This window comes from Pseudomonas sp. PL-6 (assembly GCF_054110165.1).
This window is the reverse complement of record NZ_CM134189.1, coordinates 2,854,948-2,868,975: the sequence shown is the minus strand read 5'-3', so window position 1 is coordinate 2,868,975 and position 14,028 is coordinate 2,854,948. Positions and strand designations below refer to the sequence as shown.

At 64.1% G+C, this 14,028-nt stretch carries 18 protein-coding genes and 1 pseudogene; 9 read left to right on the top strand and 10 right to left on the bottom strand.

Features of this window, described 5'->3' with window-relative positions:
• Positions 1–333: 333 nt before the first annotated feature.
• Positions 334–993, bottom strand: coding sequence for a hypothetical protein (locus ACW9UL_RS12090; RefSeq protein WP_457787140.1), 660 nt, complete (start codon positions 991–993; stop codon positions 334–336).
• A gap of 607 nt (positions 994–1,600) precedes the next feature.
• Between ACW9UL_RS12090 and ACW9UL_RS12085 the strand changes: the two genes are divergently transcribed.
• Complete coding sequence (locus ACW9UL_RS12085; RefSeq protein WP_021441961.1) at positions 1,601–2,326, top strand: amidotransferase; 726 nt, start codon at positions 1,601–1,603, stop codon at positions 2,324–2,326.
• Positions 2,327–2,371: 45 nt separating this feature from the next.
• Here ACW9UL_RS12085 and ACW9UL_RS12080 read toward each other — a convergent pair whose 3' ends face one another.
• The 3 genes from ACW9UL_RS12080 to ACW9UL_RS12070 form a co-directional block, all read right to left on the bottom strand.
• Entirely contained in the window at positions 2,372–2,617 is a 246-nt protein-coding gene (locus ACW9UL_RS12080) for a hypothetical protein (protein WP_457787139.1), read from the bottom strand.
• A gap of 17 nt (positions 2,618–2,634) precedes the next feature.
• Positions 2,635–2,829, bottom strand: a complete 195-nt coding sequence (locus tag ACW9UL_RS12075; protein WP_021441959.1) for a hypothetical protein — start codon at positions 2,827–2,829, stop codon at positions 2,635–2,637.
• Positions 2,830–2,941: 112 nt separating this feature from the next.
• Positions 2,942–3,664, bottom strand: coding sequence for a 1-acylglycerol-3-phosphate O-acyltransferase (locus ACW9UL_RS12070; RefSeq protein WP_457787138.1), 723 nt, complete (start codon positions 3,662–3,664; stop codon positions 2,942–2,944).
• A 255-nt stretch (positions 3,665–3,919) separates the two neighbouring features.
• On the opposite strand from ACW9UL_RS12070, the gene queF reads away from it, so the two are divergent.
• Positions 3,920–4,750 (top strand): NADPH-dependent 7-cyano-7-deazaguanine reductase QueF, encoded by an 831-nt coding sequence (gene queF / locus ACW9UL_RS12065; protein WP_457787137.1) that lies wholly within the window; start codon positions 3,920–3,922, stop codon positions 4,748–4,750.
• Between the two features lie 175 nt (positions 4,751–4,925).
• Here queF and ACW9UL_RS12060 read toward each other — a convergent pair whose 3' ends face one another.
• From ACW9UL_RS12060 to ACW9UL_RS12050, 3 genes are all read right to left on the bottom strand, one after another.
• Entirely contained in the window at positions 4,926–5,192 is a 267-nt protein-coding gene (locus ACW9UL_RS12060; protein ID WP_021441956.1) for a DUF4404 family protein, read from the bottom strand.
• A 117-nt stretch (positions 5,193–5,309) separates the two neighbouring features.
• On the bottom strand, positions 5,310–6,029 hold the full coding sequence (pcrP, locus tag ACW9UL_RS12055; protein ID WP_457787136.1) for an HAD superfamily inactivated hydrolase PcrP: 720 nt from the start codon (positions 6,027–6,029) through the stop codon (positions 5,310–5,312).
• A gap of 75 nt (positions 6,030–6,104) precedes the next feature.
• Positions 6,105–6,515, bottom strand: coding sequence for an acyl-CoA thioesterase (locus ACW9UL_RS12050; protein ID WP_021443178.1), 411 nt, complete (start codon positions 6,513–6,515; stop codon positions 6,105–6,107).
• Between the two features lie 105 nt (positions 6,516–6,620).
• On the opposite strand from ACW9UL_RS12050, the gene ACW9UL_RS12045 reads away from it, so the two are divergent.
• Positions 6,621–7,325, top strand: coding sequence for an MlaA family lipoprotein (locus ACW9UL_RS12045; protein WP_021443177.1), 705 nt, complete (start codon positions 6,621–6,623; stop codon positions 7,323–7,325).
• Positions 7,326–7,380: 55 nt separating this feature from the next.
• Here ACW9UL_RS12045 and ACW9UL_RS12040 read toward each other — a convergent pair whose 3' ends face one another.
• Complete coding sequence (locus ACW9UL_RS12040) at positions 7,381–7,680, bottom strand: PilZ domain-containing protein (RefSeq protein ID WP_031302907.1); 300 nt, start codon at positions 7,678–7,680, stop codon at positions 7,381–7,383.
• A 213-nt stretch (positions 7,681–7,893) separates the two neighbouring features.
• On the opposite strand from ACW9UL_RS12040, the gene rssB reads away from it, so the two are divergent.
• Positions 7,894–9,078, top strand: a complete 1,185-nt coding sequence (gene rssB, locus ACW9UL_RS12035) for a two-component system response regulator RssB (RefSeq protein WP_021443175.1) — start codon at positions 7,894–7,896, stop codon at positions 9,076–9,078.
• Between the two features lie 8 nt (positions 9,079–9,086).
• The gene (rssC, locus tag ACW9UL_RS12030) at positions 9,087–9,569 is read left to right on the top strand and encodes an anti-sigma factor antagonist RssC (protein WP_031302906.1); all 483 of its coding nucleotides are present in this window, start codon (positions 9,087–9,089) and stop codon (positions 9,567–9,569) included.
• 51 nt (positions 9,570–9,620) lie between these two features.
• Here rssC and tal read toward each other — a convergent pair whose 3' ends face one another.
• A complete protein-coding gene (tal, locus tag ACW9UL_RS12025; RefSeq protein ID WP_457787135.1) occupies positions 9,621–10,547 on the bottom strand; it encodes a transaldolase in 927 nt (308 codons plus the stop codon).
• A gap of 114 nt (positions 10,548–10,661) precedes the next feature.
• Here tal and ACW9UL_RS12020 point away from each other — a divergent pair, with 114 nt between their 5' ends.
• Complete coding sequence (locus ACW9UL_RS12020; RefSeq protein ID WP_457787134.1) at positions 10,662–10,805, top strand: hypothetical protein; 144 nt, start codon at positions 10,662–10,664, stop codon at positions 10,803–10,805.
• Here the strand turns inward: ACW9UL_RS12020 and dusA are convergent.
• Positions 10,775–11,785 (bottom strand): tRNA dihydrouridine(20/20a) synthase DusA, encoded by a 1,011-nt coding sequence (dusA, locus tag ACW9UL_RS12015; RefSeq protein ID WP_457787133.1) that lies wholly within the window; start codon positions 11,783–11,785, stop codon positions 10,775–10,777. The genes ACW9UL_RS12020 and dusA overlap by 31 nt on opposite strands.
• A 177-nt stretch (positions 11,786–11,962) precedes the next feature.
• Between dusA and ACW9UL_RS12010 the strand changes: the two are divergent.
• From ACW9UL_RS12010 to bufB, 3 genes and pseudogenes are all read left to right on the top strand, one after another.
• Positions 11,963–12,812: pseudogene (locus ACW9UL_RS12010) on the top strand (IS3 family transposase).
• A 199-nt stretch (positions 12,813–13,011) separates the two neighbouring features.
• On the top strand, positions 13,012–13,269 hold the full coding sequence (gene bufA2, locus ACW9UL_RS12005) for a BufA2 family periplasmic bufferin-type metallophore (protein WP_457787132.1): 258 nt from the start codon (positions 13,012–13,014) through the stop codon (positions 13,267–13,269).
• A 56-nt stretch (positions 13,270–13,325) separates the two neighbouring features.
• A partial coding sequence (bufB, locus tag ACW9UL_RS12000) for an MNIO family bufferin maturase (protein WP_457787131.1) occupies positions 13,326–14,028 on the top strand: 703 nt, incomplete at its 3' end.

The window sequence follows — 14,028 nt, the reverse complement described above, 5'->3', positions numbered from 1 at the left end:
TGTCCGCCGGAGCGGGGCGTGGGGCGCTGCTGCCGTGGTAGGCGGTGGCGGCGAACAGACTGGCGAGGGCGGCGTAACGGCTCATGGCATTGTCCTTCTGGGCGAGTGGGCAGGGGCCCGATGCCGCGATCATCCGACAGGCGCGGGGACGACAGAAGTCGAAGGCATTTATGGTGACTATCGAGCGCGCTGATAAGAGCCGCAGACGAAGAAGGTGGGGGTTATAAGTTGCGCGGGAAAGTTATACGAAGGCGCGGGCTATATATAAAAGTAAAGTTGCCGCGAGTGGCAACTTTATAAGTGAAGGCGAACATCCCTGTTCGCCCTTTTCGGTCAGCGGGTGGCCAGGGCGTAGTTGCTCTGCATCCAGTTCTGATGATGCTCATCGCTGCGGCTCATCGACCACTTGGTCAGGGCCAGCATGGCCAGGGCGCCGCCGACGATCATTAGCGGGTAGGCGGCCATCAGCTCGACCAGCGAGTATTTCCAGGCCAGCGGGCGGCCAACGCCGAGCAGGGCTGCGTAGAACCAGGACACACCGGACAGCGCGCCGGAGAAGATCGCCAGGTTGCGCATGCTCACCGGCAGCTTGAGCAGCGAGCCGGTCTTCTGCAGGGCCGGCAGCACCAGGCTGTGCAGCACCACGCCGTTGATGGTCAGCAGCACGACAATGCTGATCTTGGCCTGCAGCTTGGGGTTGAGGAAGTACTGCATGCCGGCGCTGGAGGAGTCCAGAGCGATGATGGCGAGGCCGCTGATCCAGAGCACGAGGAGCGAGAGGCCCACCACGTTCTTCAGATGTTCCAGGTGTTCGCTGCACTGCTTGGCGCCTTCGCCCTTGAGCAGTTGCTTGACCATGGCGATGTCGCTGGTGAGCACCAGGCCGACTGCCACGCAGCAGGCGATCAGGTGAACGTAGACTATCCCTAGACGCATCAGCTCCATGGTTTCCTTTTGCTGTAGTGCCGAAATCAGAAAGGTGTAAAGATCCATGGGGTACCTCGTGTTCTGCAATTAATAAGTAAAAGATGTACGTGCACCTGAACTTGCTAAGTTGGCGCCGACTCGAATTTATTCAATTAATAAATGTTGCTTGTCACGGTTCTGCTAATTATGAGTTGCAGAAGTTCTCCTTTGTCTGGGCAATAACCAACCACCGACGCAATCTCTTGCGGTCAAGGAATCTTCCAGATTCAGGGGGGAGTGTGGAGCTCGGGGGTGGGCCGCATGCCCAAGCCGGGGGAGGGGCCCACGACTGTAGGAGCAATGTTAAGGGCCATAGTTCAATTTTTGAGCAGCCGTTCGTCGACTTTGGCCCCCGGCTCTGTGATCGGTTGAGCATTTTTTGACCAGAAAGCCCATTCTGGTTGCGTCCGCCGCTTTCCCGGCGCCGTTGAGTCGGCGCGACGGGCGGTATCGTTCCCGGCTGGGCCTTGAACGGTTCGTCAAATTTTCTTGACGATGGGCGCGGCGATTCCGGTCGTCGCGGGCGGCGGCGATAACCCATCCCTTGAGCGGCAACGCTATTTCCTTGGGCAGGTTCATATGTTAAGAAAAACGCACGAATCACCCTCCCTCGGCGTTCACCTCAGGAAACCTCATGTCACTGCGTATTTGCATCCTGGAAACTGACATCCTCCGCCCCGAACTGGTCGACCAGTATCAGGGCTATGGCCGCATGTTCGAGCAGTTGTTCGCCCAGCAGCCGGTTGCGGCGGAGTTCAGTGTCTATAACGTGGTGGAGGGGCATTACCCGCCGGACAGCGAGCAGTTCGACGCCTACCTGGTGACCGGCAGCAAGGCCGACTCCTTCGGCGCCGAACCCTGGATTCAGACCCTCAAGACCTACCTGCTGGAGCGCTATCAGCGCGGCGACAAGCTGCTCGGTATCTGCTTCGGTCATCAGTTGCTGGCGCTGCTGCTCGGCGGTAAGGCCGAGCGTGCGGAGCAGGGCTGGGGCGTCGGCGTGCACAGCTACCGTCTGGAGAACCAGCCGGCCTGGATGAGCCCGGCGCTGGACGAGCTGCAACTGCTGATCAGCCACCAGGACCAGGTCACCCGCCTACCGGAGAAGGCCACGCTGCTGGCCACCAGCGACTTCTGCCCGATCGGCGCCTACCACATCGAGGATCAGGTGCTGTGTTTCCAGGGCCACCCCGAGTTCGTCCACGACTACTCCAAGGCGCTGCTCGACCTGCGTCAACAGCATCTCGGCGAGCAGGTCTACCAGCAGGGAGTGGAGAGCCTGAAGCATCACCAGCAGGGCAGTACGGTGGCCGAGTGGATGATGCGCTTCGTCGCCCAGGGCAAGCAGGCCAAGGCCTGAGTCCTCGCCCCAGCAACCTGAAAAAGCCCGGCATGCCGGGCTTTTTCATGCTTGTAGCGGATGTTGCAGGACGAAGTGCGGCGACAGCCTTCTGCTCCTCGCTGGCGGCGGATTCCCGGGCTGCAGCTTGAGGCTCTCGGCCAGATCGAGTTGGTGCGCCAGCTTGTGGCTGCATTCGATATTACGCGCGATGGCGCCGGCCGAACCTTTGCCGATGCCGAGCAGGGCAAACAGGGTGGTCAGCAGGGCCAGGCTGGCGAGCAGTAGCAGGCGGCCGCGTTGCCTTCTCATGGTGACGGGCTCCGGCTTCAGCTGCGCGACAGGGCGCCGAGCAGCGGCGGCAAGCGGCTGGCCAGGCTGTGCAGCGGCCCCGGTTGGTCGATGCTGGGGGCGTTCTGCTGCAGGCTGGCGTAGCTCAGCGCCAGCACAATGGAGGTGATGATCAGGTACAGGCCGATGGCGGCGAGGGCGCCGTTGCGGGCGGCTTGAGCGAGGTTGGACATTTCTGTGCTCCACGTCGATGGGATCGCGTGGGCACAGAGTCGCTCAAGTCATTTCGAACGAATAATGGATGATCTTAAGAGTAACTATCGATCAGGCTGATGCTTTATCGCGTCAGGCCTGCGCCAGCTCGCGATCCATGGCGGCGATGCAGTCGCTCATCGCCTGCTCGCAGCGTTCGATCAGGGCGGGCATGTCGTCCAGGCTGAGGCCGGCAGTGGGGATCGCCGGCAGCGAACGGATCAGGATGCGGCCGCTGTCCCAGCGGTTCAGGCGCATGGCCTTGGCATAGTTGCTGACGCACACCGGGATGATCGGCACGCCGGCGGCGATGGCCATCTGGAATGCGCCTTTCTTGAACGGCAGCAGGCCGCGCCCCAGGTTGCGCGTGCCTTCGGGGAACACCCAGATCGAGGTGTCGCGCTGACGCAGGGTTTCGGTGGTGGTCAGCATGGCGCGCTTGGCGGCGGCCGGGTTGCTGCGGTCGATCAGCACGTTGCCGGCCAGCCAGTACAGTTGACCGAAGAAGGGCAGCCACTTCAGGCTCTGTTTGCCGATGCTCACGGTGCGCCGCGGCACCACGCGGCCGAGCACGTAGAGGTCGTAGTTGGACTGGTGGTTGGCGATGATCACGCAGGCGCGCCGATGCTCCAGCAGCGGGCGTACCTCGGTTTTAAGCTTAAGGCGCAGCAGGCACAGGGCCGGCAGGGAATAGAGGCGGGCGCAGAGGCGGCTGTTGTCCGGGTTGAACGGTCGGCACAGGCCAATCAGCAGGCCGACCAGCCCGGCGAGGATGAAATGCACGCCCATCAGCAGCATGCGCAGAACGAAGAGCATTATTGGTACGACCGTCAGGGAAAAAGGCCGCGCAGTGTACGGGCGTTCACTCTGTCGGGCAATTGCGCCGAACGGCCGGCTGGCGAGCGGCAACGTCCGGGAATGTCAGGGCGCGCGCGGCCCTTGGACCGGCTCGGGGTGATCTCCAGCGCGCTCATGCGGGGCCGGCAGCCCTGGCGGCCATCGCACGGCAACGACAAGCTGGCGGCAAAGCGATTAAACTCCCCGGGTTTTTGCCGACCCGGATCCCCCGCCATGCAGCACCCCGCCGAACACTCCCCGCTGGGCAAGTCCAGCCAGTACATCGCCGAGTACAGCCCTGCGCTGCTGTTTCCCATCCCGCGCGCGGCGAAATGGGCCGAGCTGGGCCTGGATGGCGAGCACTTGCCGTACCGGGGCGTGGACTACTGGAACTGCTACGAGCTGTCCTGGTTGCTGCCCTCGGGCAAGCCAGTGGTGGCCATCGGCGAGTTCGCCATCCCGGCCGACTCGCCGCACATCATCGAGTCGAAATCCTTCAAGCTCTACCTCAACTCGTTGAACCAGACGTCCTACGCGACCTGGGACGAGGTGCAGGCGACCCTGGTGCGCGACCTCTCGGCGGTGGCCGGCAAGCCGGTGGCGGTGCGCCTGCGCAGCCTGGCCGAGGTGGCCGGCGAGGGCGTGGCGGTCTTGCCCGGCGTTTGTATCGACGAGCTGGACATCAGCGTCAGCCGCTACGACCAGCCGCAACCCGAACTGCTGCGTTGCGACCCGGAGCGCGTGGTGGAGGAGAGCCTGCATAGCCACCTGCTGAAGTCCAACTGCCCGGTCACCGGCCAACCGGACTGGGGCAGCCTGGTGGTGCAGTACCGCGGCGCGGCGCTGGATCACGCCAGCCTGCTGGCCTATCTGGTGAGCTTTCGCCAGCATGCCGATTTCCATGAGCAGTGCGTCGAGCGCATCTTCCTCGACCTGCAGCGCCTGCTGCAGCCGCAGGCGCTGACGGTCTACGCGCGCTACGTGCGCCGCGGCGGGCTGGATATCAATCCCTACCGCAGTACCGAGGCGCTCGCCGCGGACAATGCCCGCCTGGTGCGCCAGTAGTCGATGGCAGGAACGGCTGCAGCGCATGCTGCGGCCTGGGTGTCCGGTAAAACCCAGTGATGAAAAATGCCGCTGCCCCGGCAGCGGGCGAGCGGCATTCGGCGTCGTAGCCCGGATGCAATCCGGGTTGCGGTCTGTGCGATGCTCCTGGCGTGCAGCGAGCCCGCTGGCCGGTTCAGATGCCCATGTTGGCCAGGCTCTGCATGATGTTGCGCAGGGTGCCGGCGAGGGTCGGGTGGCTGGCTTCGAAGCGCTCCACCGCGAGGTTGACGCCGTCCACCAGGGTGGCGTCGGGGGCGGCCGCCGCCTGGCGCGCCAGTTGCAGTTCGATCTCCTGGGTCAGGACGTAGAGCGATGCCCGTTCTTCCTCGCTGAGCGGCGGATCCTGGGCCAGTTGATCGCGCAGGGTTTCCAGTTGCTGCTGCAGGTCGCGTGCTGGCATGGGGTTCTCCCTTGTCTGAAGACATAGGCATTGACCTCGAACTGCGGTCCAAGGTTTCTACCTGTGTTCAAGGGTACTCCAAGCCTGCCGGCTTTGCCTGATCTCGATCAAACCGCCTCAGGGCTTTTCCCCCTTGCTGCGCCGCATGCCGATATCGGCCAGGCTCGGGCCGATTTCGCCGAGGTGGTCGATCACCGAGTGGCTGCCCAGGCGATACAGCTGCAGCGTGGCCTGCGCCCGCAGGCGTTCGCGCTCGCTGCCGCTCAGGGCTTGCCAGTCGGCCGGCGCCAGGCCGCACAGCGGGCCGCAGGCGGCCAGGCCTATGGTCCAGCAGCCGGCATTGAGCCCGGCGCGCAGCAGCAGCGGGTTGCCGCTGACCAGGATGCAGCCGTCCACGCGTTCGACCTGCAACTGGCTGAGTGCCTGCCAGCAGGCGTCCGGCGCCGGCCAGGGCCGGGCGTTGCGCCCGGCGCCGGCCGCCAGCGGCGCAGGCAGGGCCTCGGCCAGGCGCGCACTGGCGTCCGCGGGCAGGCTGTCCAGCCAGGCCCAGGGCGTGCCCTGAGCCTGCAGCTGTTGCAGCAACGGCGCGGCACCGGGAGTGAGTTCGGCATGCTCGTCGGCGACGGTCGCCAGCATCTGCTGCAGCGCCTGCCGTTCCTGGGCCTGCGGCGGACGACCGAGCAGTTCGGCCAGGGCCTGCTCGGGGCAGTGAGCGCCAGCGGGGAGTTCGGTATCGGGATGCAGACGCTGCAGGGCGACCGGCAGGGTGCGGGCGCCGAAGTCGACTAGGCAGCCGGAAAGCTCGAATAGAAGGGCGGTGGGGGCGGTGTGAGGCATAGGGTCATCCCTGCGATGGTCTAGGCCACTCTAGGGCGCGCAGATGACCACAGGATGACCGGGCGATGACGCCGCTCAGCCTCCGCCGAGCAGGGCGCGCAGGTGCTCGGGCAGGGGCACCGAGCGTTCGCTGGCATGCTCGATCCAGACCAGCTTGCAGTAGCCCTCGCCATAGCAGCGCTGCGGATCTTCCAGGGTCGACAGGCGGTGTTCGAGCACCAGGCTGCTGCGGCCCAGGGCGCCGGCATACAGCTGCACCACCACGGTGGCGGGGTGAACCACGGGTTTCAGGTAGGTGTGCTGGGTCTGCAGCACCACCGGGCCCTGCGGGGCGTCGTTCATCGCCACGCCGACGCGTTCGAACCAGGCGATCCGCGCTTCTTCCAGGTACTGCATATAGAGGATGTTGTTGACGTGCCCGTAGCTGTCCATGTCGCCCCAGCGCACGGGGATATGGGCGGTGTGCAGAAGCATTTTCTCGATCATCGGGGTTGTCCGCTATGCTGCCATCAGGGGGCTCAGGCTATATACTGCGCGGCCTCGGTGGCCGCTGGCGGGTCGCCACACTACTTTTCTCAAGGAGAGACTGCAATGCATGTGAACGGTGCTCGCTGGATCGTGCGCCTCGGCGGCCTGATGGCGCTCGTCGGTCTGAGTCTGCTGCCTGCGATGGCGCAGGCCGCCTCGGAGGACGACCCCTGGGAAGGCTTCAACCGCGCCATGTTCCGCTTCAACGACACCCTCGACACCTACGCGCTGAAGCCCGTGGCGCAGGGTTATCAGGCAGTCACCCCGCAGTTTCTGGAAGACGGCGTGCACAACGTCTTCGGCAACCTGGGCGATGTCGGCAACCTGGCCAACAACCTGCTGCAGGGCAAGATGCACGACGCCGGAGTGGATACCGGGCGCCTGATCTTCAACACCACCTTCGGCCTGCTCGGCTTCTTCGATGTGGCCACGCCGATGGGCCTGCAGAAGAACGACGAGGACTTCGGCCAGACCCTCGGCGCCTGGGGCCTGGGCAGCGGCCCCTACCTGGTGATTCCGTTCCTCGGCCCGAGCAGCGTGCGCGACGCCACCGGCAAGCTGCCGGACAGCTTCCTCGAGCCCTATCCCTACATGGGCCATGTGCCGACGCGCAACGTCACCCGCGCCGTGGATGTGGTCGACACCCGCGCCAGCCTGCTGTCGGCGGAGAAGCTGATCAGCGGCGACAAGTACATCTTCATCCGCAACGCCTACCTGCAGAACCGCGAGTTCAAGGTGCAGGACGGCCAGGTCGAAGACGACTTCTGAGTTTGGCGGGCATGAAAAAGGCGGCCCTTGGCCGCCTTTTTCGTAAGTGCAGATGTCAGCTCATCGACAGGATGGCCAGGCCCAGCGACTGGCGACCGTCGCCCAGGTCGGCGATGCGCACCACCTCGGCCTGGGCGTCGAGGCCGGCCAGCTCACTGTGCTCGGAGGGGATGTGGACCTTGACCCGGTCGCCCATGCTCAGCGCGACTTCGGCCTCGAGTTGCATGCCGGTACTGGACAGATCCAGACACAGCGCGGAAATTTCCCGCCCGCCATGGTGCAGGGTTACTGGCGCTTCCAGTCGCATGCGGATGTAGTCACGTTTCTCGCTGTACGCTCGATCGCTCTGACTCATGGACGCTGTCCTCTTGTTATAAGGTTCTCCTGCGGCTCTTATAACCCTCGCCGATTTGCCCTGTAAAGTCGCCGAACGACGACTGGCGCCGGCTTGAATCGGTCGACGGATGGGAGTACCGTCTGCCCCTTGAATTCGCCCTGACGCCACCTACGCGGCGCCGCGCCACGGGCCGTCACCCAATTGCCCCGGCGCAGTTTGCCTGGATACCCCATGCACAAAACCAGTGCCACTCTGCTGATCATCGATGACGACGAAGTCGTGCGTGCCAGCCTCGCGGCCTACCTCGAGGACAGCGGCTTCAAGGTGCTGCAGGCCAGCAACGGCCTGCAGGGGCTGGAAGTGTTCCAGCAGGCCAAGCCCGACCTGATGATCTGCGACCTGCGCATGCCGCAGGTCGATGGCCTCGAACTGATCCGCCGGATCAACGCCCTCGGCGTCGAGGTGCCGGTGATCGTGGTGTCCGGCGCCGGCGTCATGAACGATGCGGTGGAGGCCTTGCGCCTGGGCGCCGCCGACTACCTGATCAAGCCCCTGGAAGACCTGGCGGTGCTCGAGCACTCGGTGCGCCGCGCCCTCGATCGCTCGCGCCTGCGTCTGGAGAACCAGCGCTACCGCGAGAAGCTGGAAACCGCCAACCGCGAGCTGCAGGCCAGCCTGCACCTGTTGCAGGAAGACCAGAACGCCGGGCGCCAGGTGCAGATGAACATGCTGCCGGTGACGCCCTGGCAGGTCGACAGCCTGACCTTCGCCCACCAGATCATCCCTTCGCTGTACCTGTCCGGCGACTTCGTCGACTACTTCCGCGTCGACGAGCGACGCATCGCCTTCTACCTGGCCGACGTGTCCGGCCACGGCGCGTCCTCGGCCTTCGTCACCGTGCTGCTCAAGTTCATGACCACCCGGCTGCTCTACGAGTCGCGCCGCGGCGGCCTGCTGCCGGAGTTCAAACCCTCGGAAGTGCTCGGCCACATCAACCGCGGGCTGATCAATTGCAAGCTGGGCAAGCACGTGACCATGCTCGGCGGGGTGATCGACGAGCAGAGCGGACAACTGACCTACAGCATCGGCGGCCACCTGCCGTTGCCGGTGCTGTTCGAGAAAGGCGAGGCCCGTTACCTGGAAGGCCGCGGGCTGCCGGTGGGGCTGTTCGAGGAGGCCGAATACGCCGATCACGTCATGCCGCTGCCCGAGTCGTTCAGCCTGACGCTGTTGTCGGACGGCATTCTCGACCTGTTGCCGGGCGAGACGCTGAAGGACAAGGAATTGGCGCTGCCACAACTGGTTAGCCAGGCTGGCGGCAGTCTAGACGGTTTGCGTCAAGTTCTCGGTCTGGCCAATCTGGGCGAGATGCCGGATGATATCGCCTTGCTGGTGTTAAGCAGGAACCTTGCATGAATCCTGGGATAAGCCCCGGTCGTATCCAATTCGCCGAGCAGGACGGGACCTTCGTCCTCAAATTCGTCGGCGAAGTGCGCCTGACGCTCTGTTCGGCGCTGGATGCCACGATTGAAAAGATCTTCACCGCGCTGAATTTCTCGGCCATCGTCATCGACCTGACCGAAACCCGCAGCATCGACAGCACCACCCTCGGCCTGCTGGCCAAGCTGTCGATCCTGTCGCGGCAGAAGGTCGGTCTGTTGCCCACCGTGGTCACCACCCACGACGACATCACCCGCCTGCTGCAGTCGATGGGCTTCGATCAGGTGTTCAATATCGTCGACCGGCCGGTGCCCTGCCCGGAGGCGCTGGACGATCTGCCGTCGCAGGATCAGTCCGAAGAGGTGGTCAAGGCCAAGGTGCTGGAGGCCCACCGCATCCTCATGGGGCTCAACGACTCCAACCGAGAGGCCTTCCACGATCTGGTCAGCGCCCTCGAACGGCACTGACAGGCGAACAATGCAAAGGGGCGCCCGCGTGCGGGCGCCCCTTTTTGCGTTTCAGGCCCTGGCGGCGAGCAGCGCTTCGAGCTTTTCCTGATCGCGGGCGAACAGGCGGATGCCTTCGGCGAGTTTCTCGGTGGCCATGGCGTCTTCGTTGAGCGCCCAGCGGAAGGCGCTTTCATCCAGGCTGCGGCGGGTTTCGCCGGCGGCGCCGGGGGCCAGTCGGCGGCTCAGTTGGCCCTGGTCGTCGGCCAGTTGCTGCAGCAGCTCCGGGCTGATGGTCAGGCGGTCGCAGCCGGCCAGTTGTTCGATCTGGCCCAGGTTGCGGAAGCTCGCCCCCATCACCACGGTCTGGTAGCCGTTAGCCTTGTAGTAGTCGTAGATGCGCGCCACCGACTGCACGCCGGGGTCCTCGGCGCCGACGAAGTCGCGGCCCTCGGCCTTCTTGTACCAGTCGTAGATGCGCCCGACGAAGGGCGAGATGAGGAACACCCCGGCATCGGCGCAGGCCTGGGCCTGGGCGAAGGCGAACAACAGGGTCAAGTTGGTCTGCACGCCGGCTTTTTCCAGCTGCTCGGCGGCGCGGATGCCTTCCCAGGTCGAGGCGATCTTGATCAGCACCCGCTCACGGCCGATACCGGCCTGCTCGTAGAGGCCGATCAGGCGTTCGGCGCGGCGCAGGGTGGCGTTGGTATCGAAGGACAGGCGGGCATCCACCTCGGTGGAGATACGCCCGGGAATCACCTTGAGGATCTCCTGGCCGACGGCCACGGCGAAGTGGTCGCAGGCCAGGCCGAGGTCGCCCCGGCCGGCTGTCACGGCGCGCCCCAGCAGCTCGGCGTAACGCGGCAGCGCGGCGGCCTTGAGCAGCAGCGAGGGGTTGGTGGTGGCATCCACCGGTTGCAGGCGGGCGATGGCGTCGAGGTCGCCGGTGTCGGCAACCACGGTGGTGAACTGCTTGAGTTGTTCCAGCTTGGAGGTCATGACGGAGCCTTGTCGTTGCGGATGTCACGACCTTACCCGAGGTGCCTGGGCGGCTCAACGGGCAGCGAGGGCTGTCACGCTGACAATGTTTGCGCGTGCGGGCTGCGCTGCTGCATGTCGCAGCTGAAGGTGGTCGAGGCGCTGTACGGCGCCGATGACGAGCGGGGTATCCCCAGCCGCGAGTTGCACCGCCAGCTGAGCAAAGCCGGCGAACCGCTGCCGCTGGCTCAGTGCCCGCGCAGCAGCTCGGCGGCCTGATCGAGCAGCGCCAGCGGGTCCTTGACCTTGTGGATGTCCACCGACAGCAACTGGCGGAAACGCCGTGCGCCGGGGAAACCCTGGGCCAGGCCGAGCACATGGCGGGTGATGTGATGCAGGGTGCCGCCTTCGCGCAGGTGCTGCTCGACATAGGGGCGCAGCGCGAGCAGGGCGTCCATGCGGGTGATGCCGCTGTCCGCGGCGCCGAATAGGCGGCTGTCCACCTGCGCCAGCAGGAAGGGATTGTGGTAGGCCTCGCGGCCGAGCATCACGCCGTCGAAGGTCCTCAGGTGCGCCTCGCATTCTTCCAGGGTCTTGATGCCACCGTTGAGGATGATCTCCAGGTCGGGGAAATCCTGCTTGAGCTGGGCGGCGACTTCGTAGCGCAGCGGCGGCACCTCGCGGTTCTCCTTCGGCGACAGGCCTTCGAGAATGGCGATGCGCGCGTGCACGGTGAAGCTGCGACAGCCGGCATCACGCACCTGGCCGACGAAATCGCACAGCTCGGCATAGCTGTCGCGGCCGTTGATGCCGATGCGGTGCTTGACCGTCACCGGGATGCTCACCGCGTCCTGCATGGCCTTGACGCAGTCGGCCACCAGCGCCGGGTGGCCCATCAGGCAGGCGCCGATCATATTGTTCTGCACCCGGTCGCTGGGGCAGCCGACGTTGAGGTTGACCTCGTCGTAACCATGCTGCTCGGCCATCTTGGCGCAGGCGGCGAGGTCCTGCGGGTTGCTGCCGCCCAGCTGCAACGCCAGCGGATGCTCGCACTCGCTGTAACGCAGGAAGCGCTCGCGATCGCCATGGATCAGCGCGCCGCTGGTGACCATCTCGGTATACAGCAGGGCGTGACGCGACAGCTGGCGCAGAAAGAAGCGGCAATGGCGATCGGTCCAGTCCATCATCGGCGCGACGCTGAAGCGACGGGACAGCACAGGGCGCGTTTTTTCTGGCTTTGAGGCTGATTCTAGAGGCATTTCGCGTGTCGCGTTCTCGATGAATTTTCAGGGGGGGGGCAGGGCTTTTTCTAAAGCAGGCGGTAAAATTTACCATCTGGAAAACTTCTTGTACCACCAGCTAGGAGGGGCAGACTGAATCGCCCCTAGTTTCGTAGACACCTCCAAGCCTCATACTGAGGCCCATCAGGAGGTGCCATGAGCAGCCAGCGTTACCTCGAAAAATTCAAGATCGAAGCGGTCAAGCAAGTCACCGAGCTCGGTTTGCGCGTTGCCGATGTGGCGGAGCGTCTAGGCGTGTCCGCGCGCAGCCTGTACGCCTGGGTAAAGCGTTACAGCAACCCCAGGCACAGCGGCAGCAGGTAGATGATCAGCAGGCCGAGCTGCGTCGCTTGCGCGCGGAACTCAAGCAGGTGACCGAAGAGCGAGACATTCAAAAAAAGGCCGCCGCGTACTTTGCCAAGGAGTCCGGCTGAAGTACGCCGTCATCAGCAAGCTGTCGGTGGAGTACCTGGTACGGCGTCTCTGCCAGACCCTCGTCAGCGAGCCGAACAAGGTCTGGGTCACCGATATCACCTACATCCGCACCTATGAGGGCTGGTTGTACTTGGCGGTGGTGCTGGATCTGTTTTCGCGCCAGGTGATCGGCTGGTCGATGAAGCCACGGATGTGCAGCGACCTGGCCATCGATGCCTTGCTGGTAGCGGTCTGGCGGCGCAAGCCCAGGCAGGAGGTGATGATCCACTCCGACCGGGGCAGCCAGTTCAGCCGCTCGGACTGGCAGAGCTTCCTCAAGGCCAGCAACCTGATCGGCAGCATGAGTCGACGCGGTAACTGCCACGACAACTCGGTCGCGGAAAGCTTTTTCCAGTTGCTGAAGCGGGAACGCATCCGACGGAAAACCTACGGCACCCGCGAAGAAGCCCGCAGTGATGTGTTCGATTACATCGTGATGTTTTATAACCCCAAACGCCGGCACAGCAGCGCTATGCAGCTATTGCCAGTGGAGTTTGAAAAGCGCTATTTCCAGAGCTTGGAGAGTGTCTAGGAAAACCGGGGCGATTCACAGCCGCGAGTGGTTTTCATGATCAGATCATGGCGTTTCAAATCACTGACGGTGGACGGAGCGATTCAGAGCTGTGATTTTTCAACTTCGCTGTAACGCCAGCTCGTCTCGTCGATCTAGTTGAATGCCGGCACGCAAAACACCTTTGCCCGGCTAACCCAGATCACCCGAGGATACGCACATGACCATGAAATCCACCGCAGCTACTGGTGCTGCTATCGCTTTCGCTGCTGCGGCCATGTTTGCAGGCATGTCCGGCACTGTTGCGGCGGCTGAAGAGGCCAAGGTGCATTGCTACGGCGTCACATCCTGCAAAGGCCAGAACGACTGCAAGACCGCCGAAAATAGCTGTAAAGGCCAGGGCGCTTGCAAGGGCCACGGCTTCAAGGTCATGACCAAGGCCGAGTGCGATGCGGCAGGCGGTACTGTCGGCGAGTAAGTGAGCTGGGGCGACCGCTGTGCGGTGGCCCCGCATCACCAGGCAAGGAGTCAGCGATGAATGCTCAACGCGGCAATCTGGGTTTTGGCTTGGGCCTGCGCAGTACCTATTACCAAGCCATTCTTGAGCAACAGCCGGCCATCGACTGGTTCGAGATCGTCTCGGAAAACTACCTGGTAGCGGGTGGCAAGGCTCTCTACTTTCTCGATGCCATCGGCGAGCAGTACCCGCTGGTGATGCACGGCGTGTCGCTGTCGATTGGCGGCCCGCATGAACTCGACCGCGACTACCTGCGCCAGCTCAAGCACCTTGCCGCGCGGGTGCGGCCGGCGTGGATCTCCGATCACCTGTGTTGGAGCCGGGGCAATGCCCACCAGCTGCATGACCTGCTGCCGCTGCCCTACACCGAGGAGAGCCTGCAGCATGTAGCGGCACGGGTGCGCCAGGTGCAGGACGTGATCGAGCGGCCGCTGGTGCTGGAAAACGTCTCTAGTTACCTGCGCTGCGCCGATGACCAGTTCAGCGAGTGGCAGTTTCTCAGCGCCCTGTGCGAGCTCAGCGGCTGTGAGCTGCTGCTGGACGTCAACAATGTCTATGTCAGCGCACGCAACCACGGGTTCGACGCCTGGACCTTTATCAGCAGCCTGCCCAAGCAGCGCATCCGTCAGCTGCACCTGGCGGGCCACAGCGATTACGGCAGCTACCTGATCGACACCCACGATAAGCCGGTCAGCGACCCGGTGTGGCAGCTCTATAAAC

Bases quoted from the DNA above. Each gene is read 5' to 3' on its own strand.
- tal (WP_457787135.1), bottom strand. From the start codon at position 10,547: ATGACCTCCAAGCTGGAACAACTCAAGCAGTTCACCACCGTGGTTGCC.
- ACW9UL_RS12060 (WP_021441956.1), bottom strand. From the start codon at position 5,192: ATGCCAGCACGCGACCTGCAGCAGCAACTGGAAACCCTGCGCGATCAA.
- ACW9UL_RS12040 (WP_031302907.1), bottom strand. From the start codon at position 7,680: ATGAGTCAGAGCGATCGAGCGTACAGCGAGAAACGTGACTACATCCGC.
- dusA (WP_457787133.1), bottom strand. From the start codon at position 11,785: ATGCCTCTAGAATCAGCCTCAAAGCCAGAAAAAACGCGCCCTGTGCTG.
- ACW9UL_RS12045 (WP_021443177.1), top strand. From the start codon at position 6,621: ATGCATGTGAACGGTGCTCGCTGGATCGTGCGCCTCGGCGGCCTGATG.
- ACW9UL_RS12080 (WP_457787139.1), bottom strand. From the start codon at position 2,617: ATGAGAAGGCAACGCGGCCGCCTGCTACTGCTCGCCAGCCTGGCCCTG.
- bufA2 (WP_457787132.1), top strand. From the start codon at position 13,012: ATGACCATGAAATCCACCGCAGCTACTGGTGCTGCTATCGCTTTCGCT.
- ACW9UL_RS12085 (WP_021441961.1), top strand. From the start codon at position 1,601: ATGTCACTGCGTATTTGCATCCTGGAAACTGACATCCTCCGCCCCGAA.
- ACW9UL_RS12075 (WP_021441959.1), bottom strand. From the start codon at position 2,829: ATGTCCAACCTCGCTCAAGCCGCCCGCAACGGCGCCCTCGCCGCCATC.
- rssB (WP_021443175.1), top strand. From the start codon at position 7,894: ATGCACAAAACCAGTGCCACTCTGCTGATCATCGATGACGACGAAGTC.
- ACW9UL_RS12070 (WP_457787138.1), bottom strand. From the start codon at position 3,664: ATGCTCTTCGTTCTGCGCATGCTGCTGATGGGCGTGCATTTCATCCTC.
- ACW9UL_RS12020 (WP_457787134.1), top strand. From the start codon at position 10,662: ATGTCGCAGCTGAAGGTGGTCGAGGCGCTGTACGGCGCCGATGACGAG.
- queF (WP_457787137.1), top strand. From the start codon at position 3,920: ATGCAGCACCCCGCCGAACACTCCCCGCTGGGCAAGTCCAGCCAGTAC.
- ACW9UL_RS12090 (WP_457787140.1), bottom strand. From the start codon at position 993: ATGGATCTTTACACCTTTCTGATTTCGGCACTACAGCAAAAGGAAACC.
- pcrP (WP_457787136.1), bottom strand. From the start codon at position 6,029: ATGCCTCACACCGCCCCCACCGCCCTTCTATTCGAGCTTTCCGGCTGC.
- ACW9UL_RS12050 (WP_021443178.1), bottom strand. From the start codon at position 6,515: ATGATCGAGAAAATGCTTCTGCACACCGCCCATATCCCCGTGCGCTGG.